This is a genomic window from Listeria aquatica, from assembly GCF_014223975.1.
In the GTDB taxonomy this organism is placed as follows: domain Bacteria; phylum Bacillota; class Bacilli; order Lactobacillales; family Listeriaceae; genus Listeria; species Listeria aquatica.
The window spans coordinates 1-16,467 of the sequence record NZ_JAARRM010000006.1; the positions used below are offsets into that span (position 1 = coordinate 1).

Sequence of the window (16,467 nt, forward strand, 5' to 3'; positions counted from 1 at the left end):
AATGATTTTCTGTCTAACTCTTTACGTGTATTTGGTTTTGCTGCATCATAAGCAACTAGTTCAACTTTTTGTCCTGCTTTAAGCGATCCAGCATAGTAAGTGAAGTTGCCGTTTGAGAATGAACCACCACTTGATTTGTATACACCATCGATATACATATCAACTTGTTTTACATCGCCACTGTATGTGCCATTGATTTGTGAATCACCAGCAAATGCTGCGCTTGGATTAATAGACCCTTCAGTTACAACTTGTTTACCTTGAACTGTGAATGATTTTCTGTCTAACTCTTTACGTGTATTTGGTTTTGCTGCATCATAAGCAACTAGTTCAACTTTTTGTCCTGCTTTAAGCGATCCAGCATAGTAAGTGAAGTTGCCGTTTGAGAATGAACCACCACTTGATTTGTATACACCATCGATATACATATCAACTTGTTTTACATCGCCACTGTATGTGCCATTGATTTGTGAATCACCAGCAAATGCTGCGCTTGGATTAATAGACCCTTCAGTTACAACTTGTTTACCTTGAACTGTAAATGATTTTCTGTCTAACTCTTTACGTGTATTTGGTTTTGCTGCATCATAAGCAACTAGTTCAACTTTTTGTCCTGCTTTAAGCGATCCAGCATAGTAAGTGAAGTTGCCGTTTGAGAATGAGCCACCACTTGATTTGTATACACCATCGATATACATATCAACTTGTTTTACATCGCCACTGTATGTGCCATTGATTTGTGAATCACCAGCAAATGCTGCGCTTGGATTAATAGACCCTTCAGTTACAACTTGTTTACCTTGAACTGTAAATGATTTTCTGTCTAACTCTTTACGTGTATTTGGTTTTGCTGCATCATAAGCAACTAGTTCAACTTTTTGTCCCGCTTTAAGCGATCCAGCATAGTAAGTGAAGTTGCCGTTTGAGAATGAGCCACCACTTGATTTGTATACACCATCGATATACATATCAACTTGTTTTACATCGCCACTGTATGTGCCAGTAATTGTTGTTTCTCCTTCAGAAGCCACTTTTGGATTGATAGTTCCAGAAGTTGCGGCAACTTGTTCTTTAATATTAACTTGTTTACGATCTAATTCATGGTCGTCTTTATCGTAACCAATGATGACTACATTATCGTTTTTGTTAGTGATTGTATTTACACCAATCCAGAAAGAATAGTTTCCGTCTTTACTGAATGTTCCACCTTTGTTTCCAAGTTCAGTTCCATTGATCATGATTTTCGCGTAGCTAATGTCACCATCGAAAGAACCAGTAATGTTTGATTCACCGATTGTGTAGTTAGCAGATTTGAAAGCACCTTCAGTTTCGTTACCTTCGTTTCCGCCGTTTCCACCACCGGATTTAGAAACTACTTTAACGTAACCAGTTTTTTCAGTTGCAAGACCAGTGTTGTTTACAACACGATAAGTTACAGGATAAGTTCCTTCAGTACGTGTATCAACTTGGTTACTTGTAACAGTTAATTTATTTGTAATAAGACCATCTTTAGCATCTGTAGCAATTACACCTTTAAGAGCCATTTGGTCAGTATAATCAGAACCAACTTCTACTTCTTCAATACGTTGGTCTGTGAATTCGATTTCTGGTTTTTCAACACCATAACCAGGGTCGATTTTTTGAAGATTTATTGTAGCTGTATCTTTCCATTTACCTAAAAGATTAAGTCCACCGTGTTGTCTACCAACAAATTTATATTGTGAGTTAATAGAATCTGGAATACGAACGCCAGATTCTTGAACTGCTGTTCCAAGGTCAATATCAACATACGTAACAACACCGTTTACTGGTTGAACGATTGTCCCAGTGAATGGAGGGTTTACAACTTCCAAACGGTTTTTCGAAGCGTTATAAGTGATTTTCCCAGAGTTTACTGGTTCTGGTTGACGGTCAACGCCCCAGATCATGTGTCCAGTTTTCGCAGTTACATTTTGAACGAATTCTTTTGTATTTGCGATTTCTTTGAACTCATCTGGCAAATCGATATAAGCCGTTGTTGATGCTTCGATGCTTGCTTCAACTAAAGTGCTACGTTGTACACTGATTTGCAAGTGACCTGTAGTTTTTCCATCAATGATTGATAGACCATTTTTGATTACCGATGTATCACCAGTAATTGTTGTGCTTGTTGTGAAACCAATAGAAATCCCAGGTCCCCAAGCTGCTTCTACTCCTTCTCCTGAAGTTTCAGTAGTTGCTTCTTGACTGCTTCCTTCAGTAGTTGCTTCTTCTTTAGTTGTTGCTTCTGTGTTCTCTTCTGTAGTTGCTGCTTCTGTGTTTTGCTCTTGTTCTGTAACGATTACGCCTTCAACTTGATTAGCTTCCTCAGCATCTGCTGCCCAAGCTGTTACCGGAGTTACTAAAACATTACCTACAAGCGCTAACGTTGCTGCAAGAGTTAAAACTTTTTGTGCATTTCCTTTTTTAGACATTATTCGTCTCCTTTATTTTGAATTTTGGGTGAAACAATTATAATTAACACTTCATAGTCATTTACGTAAAATTAAAAATTTAATTGCGCAATTTTTGATTTGTGTGTATCAATTGATCGCCCCAACGAGACTTAGTATAGAGCGAAATCACCCTTCTAAAAAATCAAAAACGCGATTATAAAAAGATTCTTTTTGCTCAAAAAGGAAAGGAAGAATGAGATTCATCCAAGAAACCGATTGCATATTACCACATATCATTTCCATTAATAATCAAAATCTGTTTTTTTATATGTCTGATTATGCTCATTTGTCTTTTTCCTATATGTTTTAATGAATAAAGCTTAATAGAAATGTTAAGGGGGGGAACTAATGAAGTTAGATTTAGATATTCTTGATACAAATATCGAACTTGAGTGGTCCATACTCAACTTACTTAGAAAAGAGGATCGCTGGTTTTCGACGGAAGAACTTGCAAAAAATTTGAACAAGACATCTTCATTGATCTTGAAAGCAATTGCTTCATTAAGGGATAACTTAGAAGAATTCAACAGTGACCAAATGACTTTACATGTTTCAAAAGGGAAAGGCGTTTATTTAGAAATCAAGAGCAGTAATATTGATATCGGCTTATTTTTAATTTTTTTGATTTCAAATACAAGTACGTATAAGCTTTTTTATAGTATAGTTACAGAAAATTTTGTTTCGGCTAAAAAATTTGCTTTTGAAAACTTTCTAAGTGAAACAACAGTACGCAGACATATTAAAAAGATAAAAGAAGCTATTCAGCCTTATGAACTGAAATTAAATCGTAGCACGGCGGTTCTTTCAGGCAGAGAGGCACAAGTAAGGCTCTTTTTAAATATGGTTTTTTGGCGCCTTTTTTCTGGAAAAGTTTGGCCTTTTTCAAATATCGATGAGCATCACCTTTATTTTGTAACGAAGCGTATCTCTGCTGATGCAAACATTGAGCTTAGCGAAGTCCAAGCAAGACAACTGATGTATTTTCTTGCCATTAGCGCGATCAGGCGACGAAATAACCACTACATTTCAATAGAAGAATCCTGGCATGAATTACTTGAATCCAATGATAGTTTTCAACTTTTCAAAGAACAAATCAAGCCTTACACACCTATTACCCAACAATATCCTGGTGAGATGGCCTTTTTATTCTTCATGACTATCATCCAAAGTGAATCTACACAGACTACACCTTTATTAATTAGTAATTTTCGTTTTAATCGATCTAAAAACACAAAATTATATCAAGCCACTGAGCAATTCATGGAGAAATTTGAAACTAAAATCGTTCCAGTTCCTCACAGTCAGAAGCGGTCATTTCTGCTGGCAGTGTTTTCTGAACATCTATTCGCCAGTCTCTTCCATAATTTTTCAACTAGTATAAGTGGGAATGAATTTTCACCTTATACCCATCACCGATTACCTGTTTTAAAGCAAAAACTTCATCAACTTATCGATGAGCTATATAATGAAACAAAAAATCCTATTTTTTTAGAGAAAAAATTCTTAGCCTCACGCTATGCACTACTTCTAAGTCTAATTACACCACTCCATGTCTTTGAGCAACGAATCAAAGTTCGACTAGAAACTGATTTATCTTATATTGCGAATAAATCTATCATTGACCAAGTAAAAGAATATTTTACAAACAACTATAATATTGCTTTTATTCGTAATGAAAGTAGTGAACAAGCCGATTTAGTACTAACAAATATTCCATCTCAAATCCCAAAAGGTCCTGAAGTAGTTTCTATTCATCGTCTTCTTGCACCACGGGATTTCAAACTCATTCGGGAGACACTTGACCGAATTACCGAGAAAAAAGTGCAACAGCAAAAACTTCATAAATTTAGTTAAAATAACACTTTTTTAGGCGTTCACAGTCCTTTTTTTCATTTATAATAAAAATGGAAGATAGAATGAAAGAAAGTAAAGGAGCAGAAAAATGACTTTTATTAACCCTTGGGATGAGCGGTTTATTTATACGATTAGATTCATCCTCCCGGAACAGCCAAGGAAAATTCTTACAAGAACCATTATCGAAAAACAATTATTAGATAAAGAAAAAGTGATCGAGAATTGGTTAGATATTTTCCCGCAAACTATCGTAAAAGAGGTCGAATTTTCCTTTGAAGCAATGGAACGAAATGAGCGTAAATTCAAAGCCTTTAAACATCAACATCATTAAAAAAGCGAGTATTCTTTTTAAGAGTACTCGCTTTTTCTATTTATTTAAGACACCTTTTGCTTGATAAGCTTATCTAACCATTGCCCTTGTTGCAAAATAAGGTTCATCCCTTCTAGTATAGAAGAATCTTTCTTATTCTTGACGTATTCAAGAACCATTACCTTTTGATGCTTATCAGCAATTTTTTTCCAAGCAGCAATGAACGCTTCAAGGATTGACAACTCAAATTTTTCTAGTGAAATTTTAAATCCTGAAATAAGGGGCAGGTAGTACATAAGCCGTTCCAAACTATTAATCCCGCAACCTACATCATCTAACATTACTTCGTAGCCAAATGCCTGTAATGATCTTATTTTTCCATATAAAAAGGCATCTAACTCAGCTGGTGTAAAATGACTTTTACTTTCAGGCAACTGTACCAAATTCTCAGTAATCTCGATAACAATTTGTTCATTATAGATACGTAACTTCTCAAACATCTTCATTGTCTCTAAACGAAAGAATTGACTTGACCTAATATTAATCGAAATTTTCGGATATATTTTTTTTGCTACAATTTTCATCAATTCTTTCTGCAACCAGTTTATAAATGATGGATAATTTTCCTCAAAAAAAACAGCCATCTCATCGTCAATTTTTGTAAAAGAACCTTTTTTTCCTTCTTTTTTTCCTATCACCAGCTCGTGCATAACAATTTTTTTATGTTTAATATCATACACTGGCTGCGCAATTAATCGATAATTTTTAAACATCTTCCCAGTCCTTTCGCTTTTCATGTCCTCATCTTACTCGTTTTTTTTTAAAATAGTAATCAGGTTTCGCCTTTTGAAAATGTCATTTTTGCTCTCTGAACATTTTTGTTTACCTATGTGAGAAAAAGGCTAAAATAGAAGTATAGGACTATAACGAGGAGGAAACATAAATGAAAATTGGACTAGATATGTTTGATTCCATGTTAAAAAAAGAATGGGATCTCCTTGCCATTCTTCGTGGAGTTGATCGTTGGTTTTCAACTGAAGAATTGCGAAAAAAGTTAGATGTAACGCCTGCGTATTTATTAAAAACAATCAATAAGCTTGTGGCTGATATTGATAGTTTTGGCGATGGTCAGCTTGAAATACAGGTTTCGAAGGGGCGCGGTATAAGATTTATAACCAATCACTCAAATGCTAACCCGCGCGACTTACTTATTTTTTTAACTGAAGAAACGCTCGGATTCGCTTTATTTAAAGCTCTCTTAAATGAAAACTTTGGCTCTACTCAAAAATTCGCCTATGACCATTTTGTCAGTGATGCTACAGTTCGCAGGGTTTTAAATAAATTTCGAGATGCAATTAAACCTTATGAAATAGAAATTTCTCGAAACGATGCGATTATCGAAGGCAGAGAAAGCCAAATAAGACTTTTTTTTAATATTGTTTTATGGAAAATTTATGCTGGAAAAGGATGGCCATTTGAAGGCGTCAACGAACAATACGTTGAGTTTCTTGCAAACTCCTTAGCAAAAAAAGGTAACTTGAAATTAACGTCTCTCCAAACTCGACAATTAATGTATCAGCTTGCTGTTGCAATGATTAGACGTCGAAATAATCATTTTGTAGAATATGATCCCGCTTGGGCAGAAATTTTAGACGATAATAAAGTCTTTTCACTTTTCAAGAAAAAAGTTGCTCCTTTTTCCACTACATTTTTTAATTCTGCTCCCGGCGAAATCGCATTTCTCTATCTATTACTTATTATTCAAAACGAGAACTTGCAAACTCTTCCATTGCTTAAAGCAAACTTTCACGCCAACAAAAGAAACAACAGCTCTGTCTATCAAGCAACTGAAATGCTTTTTGAAAAGGTCGATCAAAACATTCAGCAAATTCCTGAAGATAAACGGGAGTTATTTTTATTAAATGCTTTTTCCTTTCATTTATTTGCAAAAGTTTTCGATCATTTTTCAACTGACATTAGTGGCTACGATTATTCAATTGCTTTTGATCCAAGTCTGCCTTCTCCCGTTATAGCAAGTCTTCAGGAGAACATTTTACAGTTAATCAATGACTTCTATAAGAAGACAAAAAATGAAATTTTCTTAAAAGGAGAATATTTAGTTTCCAAATATGCTTTACTTTTTGGCTTCATTGATGCCCATCTTTATTACGAGCCTAAAGTCACTATAAAAATCTCCACAGATTTACCCTATCTCGCGTACTTACGGATTCGTGAGCAAATTTGTAATCTTTTCGGTAATAGTTTCAACATCAGATTTATCGATGAATCAGCTGCCGAAAAAAGCGATATTTTACTCACAAATATCCCACTTGAGCAACATATTGAGCGCCATGTAAGCGATCGTATTATTTTTATCAATCGCAACCTAACAACTCGCAACTTGCTGTCACTTAGAAAAAATCTGCACGAAATAACTTTAGCCAAGCAAGCACTTGAAGCATAAAAAAAACGGACTTATCTACTGAGCTATTCAGCAGATAGGTCCGTTTTTTAGTTTATTTAGCTCTCGGGGCTTCAATTTTTTGAATACCACCCATATATCCTTGAAGAACTTTCGGAATTCGCACAGAACCATCTTTTTCTTGATAATTTTCTAAAATGGCTGCAACAGTCCGTCCGATAGCAAGACCTGAACCATTTAATGTGTGAACAAATTCTGGCTTCGCATTTTTCTCACGACGAAATCGAATATTTGCACGGCGCGCCTGGAAAGCCTCAAAATTACTACAAGACGATATTTCACGATATGTCCCATAACTTGGAATCCAAACCTCTAAATCATATTTCTTAGCAGCAGTAAAGCCTAAATCCGCTGTACACATGCTAAGCACACGATAAGGTAGTTCTAAACGGCGCAAAACTTCTTCCGCATTATTTGTTAATTTTTCAAGCGCTTCATAGGAATCTTCTGGTTTAACAAATTGAACAAGTTCCACTTTATTAAATTGATGTTGCCTAATAAGTCCACGAGTATCGCGACCCGCAGAACCAGCTTCTGAGCGGAAACAAGCACTAAAAGCAGTATATTTTCTTGGTAAATCTTCTAGATTCAAAATTTCATCACGATGGTAATTCGTTACGGGCACTTCAGCCGTTGGTATCAAGAAATAATCTTCTTTTTCTACCAAAAAAGCATCTTCTTCAAATTTTGGAAGTTGACCAGTACCCGTCATACTCGTCCGATTTACGAGGTAAGGGGGGAGCATTTCATCGTAGCCATGTTCTTCTGAATGAAGGTCCATCATAAAGTTCAACAAAGCGCGTTCAAGTCGAGCGCCTAGTTTCTTGTAAAAAACAAAACGACTTCCTGTTACTTTTGCTGCATTTTCAAAATCTAAAATATCAAGGTCTGTGCCCAGATCCCAGTGTGGTTTTGCTTCAAAATCAAAATTAGGTAGTTCTCCCCACTTGCGAATTTCAACATTATCGTCTTCGGAATCTCCTATAGGTGTCGATTCATGCGGTATATTTGGAATTGACATCAAAATATCGTTTAACTTGTCATCGATCTCCTTCAATTCTAAGTCGAGCGCTTTGATTTTATCTCCAACAATACGCATTTCTTCAATTTTCTCATCCGCATTTTCTTTATTCCGTTTCAAGACTGCAATTTCTTCCGAAACACGATTTCGTTCCCCTTTAAGGGTTTCCGTTTCAAGAATTAAAGAACGACGGCGTGCATCAAGTTCCCCAAACTTCTCAAATTCCCCAAGGTCTTCCCCGCGATGTGCGAGTTTTGCTTTTACTTCATCAAAATGATTTCTCAATAGTTTTACATCTAACATTTATTTTCCTCCTTTATTTAAGCTTAAAAAACAAAAAACTCCCATCTCTTTCCCACACAAATATGCAGAAAAGGGACGGAAGTTATATCCGCGTTGCCACCCTAATTGAGATCCATAGATCCCCAGCTCACTTAAGAATTAACGGCTCTAAACCGGAATGATTTACTTACCTTTACTAGGCATTCCACCATTCACTCCAAGATGGATTCACAATTTCCGGCTACAGGTTTCCACCAGCCACCTGCTCTCTTTAAAACCCAAAATTTGCTACTATTTCTTGTCAACGTTTTCGTTTTTTATATTACCTTCAGTGTACTCGATATTTTTTAACTTCGCAACCCCTTTTTCACTAAGCAAGAAACTTTCGAACATCGTATAGTCAGATTTGAGAGCATCCAAAAAACCATTTTGAAGCAAATGATCGAGTTCAAATAAAAGCGGTACATGCGTCATTTTTTCTTCCGTTGCAATAAGAACAAATAAAGCCACTTCCTCATTTTCCGCTAGCGTAATTGGTTCTTTTAAATATAATAAACTTGCGCCTGCACGAAACGATCCAAAACGATAATCCGTTAAAATCAACATAACATGAGGATAAATGAGAGCCGTCCGGTGCGCCTCCATCTCCATCAGTAAACGTTCAAAATAGCTTTCTTGTGCAAACTTGCGCTCAAGTAGTGGCTTTTTAAGGGCACAAATCACATCCGTGAGAGTTTCCGCTTTTCCCCAAACCATTGCAAACTCTGAATCCGCGATGAAAGTTTCTAGTTTCGCCGTCTCAGAATGTTTCACAACCGTTTCTTCCGAGATCTCCCCGTAAAGACTTTCAATTTGATTTAGCAAACGCTCAGAAATCTCCTCAATCCCCGTTTGCCGCTTCAAAATTTGTTTGAGTTGCTCCCGCTTTTTCGGTTTCGCTTCCCCATTTTTATAACTTCGTAAAATCTTTTTCTTAGCAGTTTCCGTTAAAATTACTGGGACATGTATCGTTTGCCCCGTAAAATGAAAATAACTCGGGTCTGTAGCAATACAAAAATTCACTTTTTCTGGAAAATAACGAGCATTTTCACTCGAAAAGGCACCAACAATCATCACCTCGGGCATTAACTGCTTAACTTGGGTTTTTAACAGCGAATTAAGGACATCCGAGTAATCGGACACGATTAAAACCTTGGGAATGCTCACATCCGTTTGTTCTTTTACAATCGCCTCTTCGAAAAACACAGCTAAATGTGCTAATTCTTCATTTTTAAATGCCGTACCAAAATACCGCTTATAAAGAGCATCTTGCTCCATGAGCTGCATTACTTTTTTCGTGAGTCCAAAAACTTTTTGAAATTGCTCACTTACCGTATCGAGCGAATACGCGGGTAGCTCCATTTGAAACTGATGGCGATAAAACAAAACTTTGATATACGTCTGAATATGTTCCGTCAGTTCTTCCTTTCGCTTTATATAAAGACCAATCATCTTTTCAAACAATCGGATAATCCGTTCAGAAATTTGAAGTAGTTCGCCAAAAGGCACACTTTGAAAATGCGCATCTTCATTCTTATCTAAACAAAGCAAAAGCGCTCCATAGTATTCCTGTTCAATGAGATATTCTTCCGGTCGAGATAGTTCTTGGACCCCATCAAGCAGAGCTTTAGCTGCCGTAAATTCGAGCCGTTCATGAATCAAAGAGCGATCAATTTCTTCCCAGTAAAATGGCTGATTCGAGTTTACCCGAATTTGGTAAAGTTGCATCGCCTTCGTCAAAATCCGCAAGTCTTTTTCCGAAAGTTTCTTGCTTAAAATTTCTTCTGCCGTTTCGACTGCTTTCCTAGCTTTTCTTGAAAATGCTCGCTCGCTTCCCTTTGACTTACCGAGTAGCAGCTCAAGCAAAGTCTCATAAAGTGGATCATTTCGTTCCATTTCAATCCGATAAACAAAATCGTAAAGGAGCTCGCGGCGCTTTATTTCCATCGTAGAAATAAAGTAGCCCCGAGCTTTTGTCGATTTCACTTCTAATCCTTGTTTCTGTAATTGTGCTTTCAAAAATTGAATATCCTTTAAAATTGTATTGCGCGAAACATCTAACTCCGCTTGTAACGAACCCAGTTGCCACTTACGATTTTCTATCAAAAGTAGTGCAAGTATCAATTGGCGTCTTTCCTCAACCTTGAGTAGGTACTTTGTTTCGCCCGCTTGTTTCAGCCAACTCTCAATAACAGTAACTTGCTCGGCGGACAAGCTAAGTTTACCAGCTACACTTTCAAGCGGCTCAATTTCTTCCTGTTTCAGTAAATAATTACATTTCTCTAAATAATGATAAATCGTTCGCCGTGAAAAGCCCAACATCCGTGCAAGCGAAGAAATACTTTGAAATTCTTTTTGCTCCACCAACTGCTTTAAAAACAAATAAAACCGAGTATCCAGTATTCGCATCATCTTCTGCACCTCTTTTATTTTGAGCTTATCAGAAATCCATTCGTTTGAAAATATCCTCACTGCCCATAATAAGCATTTACCCCGTGCTTACGGTAATAATGCTTGTTGAGCAAGTAATCCGGGATCGTTTCCTTCCCGCCGAGCAATTCCGTCAAAAGCGCCATGTGCGCCACCTCATCCAAAATAATACTATGCTCCACAGCCTTTTCAAGATCTTTCCCCCAAGAAAACGGGCCATGTCCGCGAACAATAACGCCAGGAACAGCTGCCGCATCCACTTGATTTCCCCGGAAAGTTTCAACAATAACGTTCCCTGTTTCGCCCTCATAGTCGCGTGCAATTTCCGCTTCCGTCAGTTGCCGCGTACACGGCACCTCGCCATAAAACGCATCCGCATGCGTCGTCCCATAAGCCGGAATCGCCCTGCCTGCTTGAGCAAAACTCGCCGCCCATTTCGAATGCGTGTGTACCACCGCTCCAACGCTTTCAAAATTCTGATATAAAATCACATGTGTTGCTAAATCCGATGACGGCTTTAGTTGACCAGAAAACGGCTTACCATCAAGATCTGTCACAACCATTTGACTCGGTGCCATCTCCTTATAAGGCACTCCGCTCGGTTTAATTACAATCACACCTTGTTCGCGGTCAATTGTGCTGACATTTCCCCAAGTTAATTTGACAAGTCCAGCTTCTGGAAGTGCCATATTCGCTTGATAAACCGCTTGTTTCAATTCGTTAATTCGGTTTCCATCCATGTCGCCGCAGCCTCCTTCCACTTTTCTTCTATAAATCGCTTCGCTGCAACCAGTTCATCATAATAATTGGGACTTGCTCCGCTCCACATCTCAATCAAAAAAGGCCCCGCATAATGCAACATCTGCAAGGTTTTAAACGCACCAACAAAATCTACGCAGCCCGAACCGAAAGGAACTTCTTTAAATTTCCCGGGAAATAATCCATCCACTTGAAGTGTATCTTTCAAATGGATTGCCGCCGTTTCAGCAATTCCTTCCGCAAGTTCAAAACCCACATCATTTTCTGGCCATGCCGATAAATTCCCAATGTCAGGATAAACTTTAAGCCACGGAGAAGTGCCCAGTTCAGCTTTGATACGCAAATATTTTGTAATCGAGCTCATAAATGGATCATCCATGATTTCAATCGCGAGCACCACTTGTTTTTCAGCTGCCCAATCGAATGCCAAGCGCAGATTTTCAATAAAACAAGCACGAGTTAGGACACTTTTTTCTTCATAATACACATCATAGCCTGCCAGTTGAATAACCCGCACACCTAAATCCGCCGCAAGATCAATTGCTTTTTTCATAATGACAAGTCCCGTCTCACGCGTTTCTTGTTTACTCGATCCAAGCGGGAAACGTCTGTGTCCACTTAAACAAATTGAAGGGACTCGGATGCCACTTTCTGCACACATTAGCCAAAATTCCTCTCGTTCCTTCCGAGTCCAGTCTAACCGCGCTAACCGCTCATCCGATTCATCAATCGAAAGCTCAATGAACTGAAAGCCAAGCTCCTTTGCTAGCGCAAATTTTTCCTTCCATGAAAAAGCTTTTGGTAGCGCCTTTTCATAAATCCCAAAAATCGGCTGTTTCATTTTGCATCACCAAAAATCCGCCGCATTTCCTCTTTCATTTCGAAAGCCGCGACTTTAGGATTTGGACTTTCCGTTATTGACCGCCCCGCAATAAATGTAAACACATCAACTCCAGCAAATAATTGGAGCGTCTCCTTCTCAAGGCCACCCGTAACAGAAACCCGGAAACCCATTTCAACCAACTTTTTCACCCGTGTTAAGTCTTTTTCACCCCAAGTTTCACCAGCCAAAAGCGCATCCCGACTCTGATGATAAACCGCTTGAGAAATTCCTGCTTCAAGCCACTTTTCCGCATCTTGATACGTCCAATTTCCATAAAGTTCTACTTGCAGTTCGGAAACTTGTTCGGCTGCTTTTTTCATCGTCGGAATGGTCGCCGAGCAAATAACAGTCATCCAGTCTGCTCCTGCTAGACTTGCATTATGAGCAACTGTCCCACCTGCATCGGCACATTTAGTATCCGCGACCACAACTTTATCTGGATAAAGTGCATGTAGACATTTTACCGCTTGCATCCCTTCTGCCAAACAAAGAATCGTGCCAGCCTCAATGATATCCACCTCGTCGCCCACTTTTCTGACAGTTTTAAGCGCATCACTTAAACTCGACTGATCGAGTGCTACTTGTAAATTTGGTATTGCCATTTTTCTTCACTCCTTACTTAAATACTTGGAAACATCCGCTTCATCTATTAGCTGTAGGATATCCCGAGTGTTTCTTGCTGCCTTTAATTTTTTTATAATCTCTTCTATTTCGAATAACGCCACGATTTGTGGTATAGCAATCCCCGTATGAATATCATTTGAAGTGGCAGCAAGCGCGACAAGCACTTCCACACTTTTCCCATCCGAGAACTGCACAGGTTTTTCAAGCGTAATCAAACTGAAGGCATCCCGGTAAACCCCATCTTCCGGTCTTGCATGAGGCATAGCCATTCCTTCCATTAAAACGTAATAAGGACCAAATTTTTCTGTGGACTGAATAATCGCCTCGCCGTATCTTGAATCTACAGCACCACTTTCAACAAGTGGCGCTACAGCCTTCAAAACAGCTTCCTGCCAAGTTGCTGCTTTTTCATTAAGCCGAATGGAGTGATTATCCAAGAGTGACTTTTTTAATGAAACAGACTCCATCTAAATCCCTCCTATTCTAGGCTTTCTGACAGTTTCGATTTGATTTCTGTATCGTCCATCAAATTCTCAAGTCCTAGCAATTTACCATTTGTCTGACCATCTAGTTCGTGGATCAAATGTTTCGAAGCCACTACGATATCATAACTTGCCGCTTGAGACTTAGCTTCACCAACACTGCAGTAATCCACTTTAAAATCCGCTACATTCATTTCATGAAGCGCCTTTTCAATTTTCATCTTAATGACCATGCTCGACCCCATTCCGTTTCCGCATGCCGCTAGTACTTTTAACATTTAGAATTCCTCCTCTAATTTTATTCAAGACCTTGTTCATAAGCTTCTTTGCTCTTCGCACGTCTGTACTGTAAAATCGGCACCAATAAGAACAAAACAACGAGAATGGCATAGCCAATCACACCCAGTTTGTCCATGATGACCGCTGCCCATGGCCAGTAAAGTTCGAAATCAATGTTACCGTGCCAGCCGCCAAATTTATAAAGCCCGACGAACATCACCGCAAACGCACTAATCGCCACCTGCAATACCCCAGAAACAAATGAACAAATCAGCGCTGCTCGAGTACCGCCACGCTTATTCGCGTAAATAGCAATCGTTGCATTGTCAAAAAATACAGGAACGAAACCTGTAATAATAAGCACCGGCGATTTAAAAACAATCAAACCAAGGATCGTAATAAATTGACCAATAGCACCGGCGATAAAACCAAATAAAATCGCATTAGGTGGGGCAAAGTTATACGTCGCTGCACAGTCGACAGCTGGAAGTGCCCCGGGCAAAATCCGATTGGAAATCCCTTGAAAACTGTTGGTAAGTTCCGCTACGAACATCCGAACCCCTTGCATCAAGATCGCTAGATAAACAGCAAACATCAGTGATTGCTGTAAAATGTACATGGGAAACGATGTTGTAGCCGTAAATTCGGGGTTGATACTCCGCATATAACCTTCACCGAGAATAACCATAATCGTCCCAAAGAAAAGTAGCATAAGCGTTCCAGTCGCCACAATATTGTCGTGAAAAATGGAGAGCCATTTCGGCAATTTAATATTATCGAGATTTTTTTCTTTGTCGCCCAATTTTCCAGCTACCTTATCCGTCAACCAGACAGCAATCATTTGTTGGTGTCCAATAGCAAACCCTGCATTTCCCGTTAAACGCTGCGTAGGACCAACTGTCAAATTAGATGTCACACCCCAATAAAGTCCTATTAACACACCAACCATGACGGCTCCTGTCACATTGCGGAAGTCCGGGAAAATAAAGAACACAATCCACGTTACAGTAGCCGCTTGCTGTACCATGATATGCCCCGTAATAAATAAAGTCCTCACCTTAGTAAATTTACGAAACAGTACAAGCAAAATATTAAGTACAAAGCCAACAAGAAGCGCAATCATCGTCCATGAAGTTGTAAGACCAATCGACTTCATGGCGGCGTTAACTGCATTCAAACCAAAATAAGGGTCAATCACCGCTGCATCCAGATGAAACCTATCATTTAGCCCCGCAAGAATCGGTCTAAAAGTAGACACAAGTCCGGCAGCCCCGACATTTAAAATCATGTAGCCGACCGTTGCTTTAACAAAGCCAGCAAAACATTCATAAATGGGCTTTTTCAGAAGTAAATAACCGATGAAAACAATAATTCCGATGAAAAACTCCGGTTTCTGCAAAATATTGTTAGCAAACCATTCAAAACAGCTCAATAAAATATTCATTATAGTTTCTACTCCTTTTTACTTGCTGATTTTATAAAAACGAAGGAAAAGGAAGATCTGGGCTTGTTGTAAACACATCGTGGAAGCCACGATCAAAATTAAATTCTAGACGTTCTTTATCATTTGGATAGGTGAACTTTCCACCAACTTGCCAGATAAACGGTTTGAATTTGTATTGCAGGCGGTCTTTTTTCATTTTCCAAAGCGCCAAAATTTCTTTCGGATCCGCTGCAAAATTGGACCAAATATCATAGTGAACAGGAATTACCACCTTTGCATTAAGTGATTCCGCCATCCGGAGCATATCTATCGATGTCACCTTATCTGTGATTCCACGTGGATTCTCTCCGAATGCGCCAAGGCAGACATCAATTTGATGTTCATTTCCGTGGCGAGCAAATTGGTTGGCATAATGGGAATCTCCAGCATGATAAACTGAACCGCCAGATGTTTCAAATAAGTAATTGACTGCAATTCCATCCATATCTTGCGGCAACTTATCTGCTAATGTTTCGCCTTCTGGAGCGGTCACAAGTGCCGTCCGGTCAAAGGCTTCAAGCGCCGTAATCTTCACAGATTTCACCTGCATCTCATCCCCCGGTTTCACAACAATGCATCTTTCCTTCGGGACGCCCCAGCGAATCCAAGTTTCCACAACTTCTTTCGGCCCGATAAACGGAACATCTTCCGCACTATTTTGGAGAACTGCCGCTGCCGTATTTATATCCAAGTGATCGGAATGAATATGCGTGACAACGAGTGCATCGACTCCCCGAATCGCAAAAGGATCAATTACAAATGGCTGCGTGCGCAAATTAGGTTGCAAATTTTGAACACCGCTCATCCGCTGCATTTGGTGTCCATTTTTCATCTTGCCATTACCGTGCGTGCGCTTCCCAGTTCCGCACCATAAATCACAAAGAATGTTCGTATCTTCATGCGTCTTTAACCAAATCCCCGTACAACCAAGCCACCACATTGTAAAACTATTCTTTTCAACTTGTGTTGCTTCGATTTCTTCATTTAACCAAGTTCCCCATTCAGGGAAAGTTGATAAAATCCAATTCTCGCGTGTTACTTCGCTAATTTGACTCATTTTCTTCT

The 16,467-nt window shown here is 38.9% G+C and carries 14 protein-coding genes and 1 other annotated feature; of the genes, 3 read left to right on the top strand and 11 right to left on the bottom strand.

The annotated features are described in order from the left end of the window. Nucleotides 1-2,453 (bottom strand): immunoglobulin-like domain-containing protein (locus tag HB912_RS11480; RefSeq protein WP_185374714.1); only part of this gene is annotated, 2,453 nt, incomplete at its 3' end. A gap of 369 nt (nucleotides 2,454-2,822) precedes the next feature. Here HB912_RS11480 and HB912_RS11485 point away from each other — a divergent pair. Further along, entirely contained in the window at nucleotides 2,823-4,328 is a 1,506-nt protein-coding gene (locus HB912_RS11485; RefSeq protein ID WP_185374716.1) for an AcpB/EbpR/MafR family transcriptional regulator, read from the top strand. A gap of 88 nt (nucleotides 4,329-4,416) precedes the next feature. Next, nucleotides 4,417-4,659 carry a hypothetical protein gene (locus HB912_RS11490; RefSeq protein ID WP_036074213.1) on the top strand — a complete coding sequence of 81 codons (243 nt, stop codon included), beginning with the start codon at nucleotides 4,417-4,419 and terminating at the stop codon, nucleotides 4,657-4,659. Nucleotides 4,660-4,703: 44 nt separating this feature from the next. Here the strand turns inward: HB912_RS11490 and HB912_RS11495 are convergent, their stop codons facing one another. Then, nucleotides 4,704-5,411, bottom strand: a complete 708-nt coding sequence (locus HB912_RS11495) for an EAL domain-containing protein (RefSeq protein ID WP_185374718.1) — start codon at nucleotides 5,409-5,411, stop codon at nucleotides 4,704-4,706. A gap of 200 nt (nucleotides 5,412-5,611) precedes the next feature. On the opposite strand from HB912_RS11495, the gene HB912_RS11500 reads away from it, so the two are divergent. Beyond that, nucleotides 5,612-7,102, top strand: coding sequence for an AcpB/EbpR/MafR family transcriptional regulator (locus tag HB912_RS11500; protein ID WP_185374720.1), 1,491 nt, complete (start codon nucleotides 5,612-5,614; stop codon nucleotides 7,100-7,102). Nucleotides 7,103-7,154: 52 nt separating this feature from the next. Here the strand turns inward: HB912_RS11500 and serS are convergent, their stop codons facing one another. The 9 genes from serS to ulaG all read right to left on the bottom strand — a co-directional run bounded on the left by serS (nucleotide 7,155) and on the right by ulaG (nucleotide 16,459). Beyond that, nucleotides 7,155-8,444: a serine--tRNA ligase gene (serS, locus tag HB912_RS11505; RefSeq protein WP_185374722.1), complete on the bottom strand. Its 1,290-nt coding sequence runs from the start codon at nucleotides 8,442-8,444 to the stop codon at nucleotides 7,155-7,157. Between the two features lie 68 nt (nucleotides 8,445-8,512). Beyond that, nucleotides 8,513-8,737 (bottom strand) — a binding site (T-box leader). Continuing rightward, on the bottom strand, nucleotides 8,715-10,874 hold the full coding sequence (locus HB912_RS11510) for an HTH domain-containing protein (protein ID WP_185374724.1): 2,160 nt from the start codon (nucleotides 10,872-10,874) through the stop codon (nucleotides 8,715-8,717). Its footprint overlaps the feature before it by 23 nt. A gap of 56 nt (nucleotides 10,875-10,930) precedes the next feature. Continuing rightward, entirely contained in the window at nucleotides 10,931-11,632 is a 702-nt protein-coding gene (locus HB912_RS11515) for an L-ribulose-5-phosphate 4-epimerase (RefSeq protein ID WP_221635732.1), read from the bottom strand. Further along, complete coding sequence (locus tag HB912_RS11520; protein ID WP_185374726.1) at nucleotides 11,605-12,492, bottom strand: L-ribulose-5-phosphate 3-epimerase; 888 nt, start codon at nucleotides 12,490-12,492, stop codon at nucleotides 11,605-11,607. Before HB912_RS11520 ends, HB912_RS11515 begins: the two co-directional genes overlap by 28 nt. Beyond that, nucleotides 12,489-13,136, bottom strand: a complete 648-nt coding sequence (locus HB912_RS11525) for a 3-keto-L-gulonate-6-phosphate decarboxylase UlaD (protein ID WP_185374728.1) — start codon at nucleotides 13,134-13,136, stop codon at nucleotides 12,489-12,491. Before HB912_RS11525 ends, HB912_RS11520 begins: the two co-directional genes overlap by 4 nt. A gap of 6 nt (nucleotides 13,137-13,142) precedes the next feature. Continuing rightward, nucleotides 13,143-13,625, bottom strand: a complete 483-nt coding sequence (locus HB912_RS11530; protein ID WP_185374730.1) for a PTS sugar transporter subunit IIA — start codon at nucleotides 13,623-13,625, stop codon at nucleotides 13,143-13,145. An 11-nt stretch (nucleotides 13,626-13,636) separates the two neighbouring features. Continuing rightward, entirely contained in the window at nucleotides 13,637-13,918 is a 282-nt protein-coding gene (locus HB912_RS11535; protein WP_185374732.1) for a PTS sugar transporter subunit IIB, read from the bottom strand. A 20-nt stretch (nucleotides 13,919-13,938) separates the two neighbouring features. Then, nucleotides 13,939-15,363, bottom strand: coding sequence for a PTS ascorbate transporter subunit IIC (locus HB912_RS11540; protein ID WP_185374734.1), 1,425 nt, complete (start codon nucleotides 15,361-15,363; stop codon nucleotides 13,939-13,941). Between the two features lie 31 nt (nucleotides 15,364-15,394). Next, entirely contained in the window at nucleotides 15,395-16,459 is a 1,065-nt protein-coding gene (gene ulaG, locus HB912_RS11545; protein ID WP_185374736.1) for an L-ascorbate 6-phosphate lactonase, read from the bottom strand. Nucleotides 16,460-16,467: the final 8 nt, after the last annotated feature.

Coding starts and splice junctions, on each gene's coding strand:
- HB912_RS11485 (WP_185374716.1), top strand. CDS start 2,823: ATGAAGTTAGATTTAGATATTCTTGATACAAATATCGAACTTGAGTGG.
- HB912_RS11490 (WP_036074213.1), top strand. CDS start 4,417: ATGACTTTTATTAACCCTTGGGATGAGCGGTTTATTTATACGATTAGA.
- HB912_RS11495 (WP_185374718.1), bottom strand. CDS start 5,411: ATGTTTAAAAATTATCGATTAATTGCGCAGCCAGTGTATGATATTAAA.
- HB912_RS11500 (WP_185374720.1), top strand. CDS start 5,612: ATGTTAAAAAAAGAATGGGATCTCCTTGCCATTCTTCGTGGAGTTGAT.
- serS (WP_185374722.1), bottom strand. CDS start 8,444: ATGTTAGATGTAAAACTATTGAGAAATCATTTTGATGAAGTAAAAGCA.
- HB912_RS11510 (WP_185374724.1), bottom strand. CDS start 10,874: ATGATGCGAATACTGGATACTCGGTTTTATTTGTTTTTAAAGCAGTTG.
- HB912_RS11515 (WP_221635732.1), bottom strand. CDS start 11,632: ATGGATGGAAACCGAATTAACGAATTGAAACAAGCGGTTTATCAAGCG.
- HB912_RS11520 (WP_185374726.1), bottom strand. CDS start 12,492: ATGAAACAGCCGATTTTTGGGATTTATGAAAAGGCGCTACCAAAAGCT.
- HB912_RS11525 (WP_185374728.1), bottom strand. CDS start 13,136: ATGGCAATACCAAATTTACAAGTAGCACTCGATCAGTCGAGTTTAAGT.
- HB912_RS11530 (WP_185374730.1), bottom strand. CDS start 13,625: ATGGAGTCTGTTTCATTAAAAAAGTCACTCTTGGATAATCACTCCATT.
- HB912_RS11535 (WP_185374732.1), bottom strand. CDS start 13,918: ATGTTAAAAGTACTAGCGGCATGCGGAAACGGAATGGGGTCGAGCATG.
- HB912_RS11540 (WP_185374734.1), bottom strand. CDS start 15,363: ATGAATATTTTATTGAGCTGTTTTGAATGGTTTGCTAACAATATTTTG.
- ulaG (WP_185374736.1), bottom strand. CDS start 16,459: ATGAGTCAAATTAGCGAAGTAACACGCGAGAATTGGATTTTATCAACT.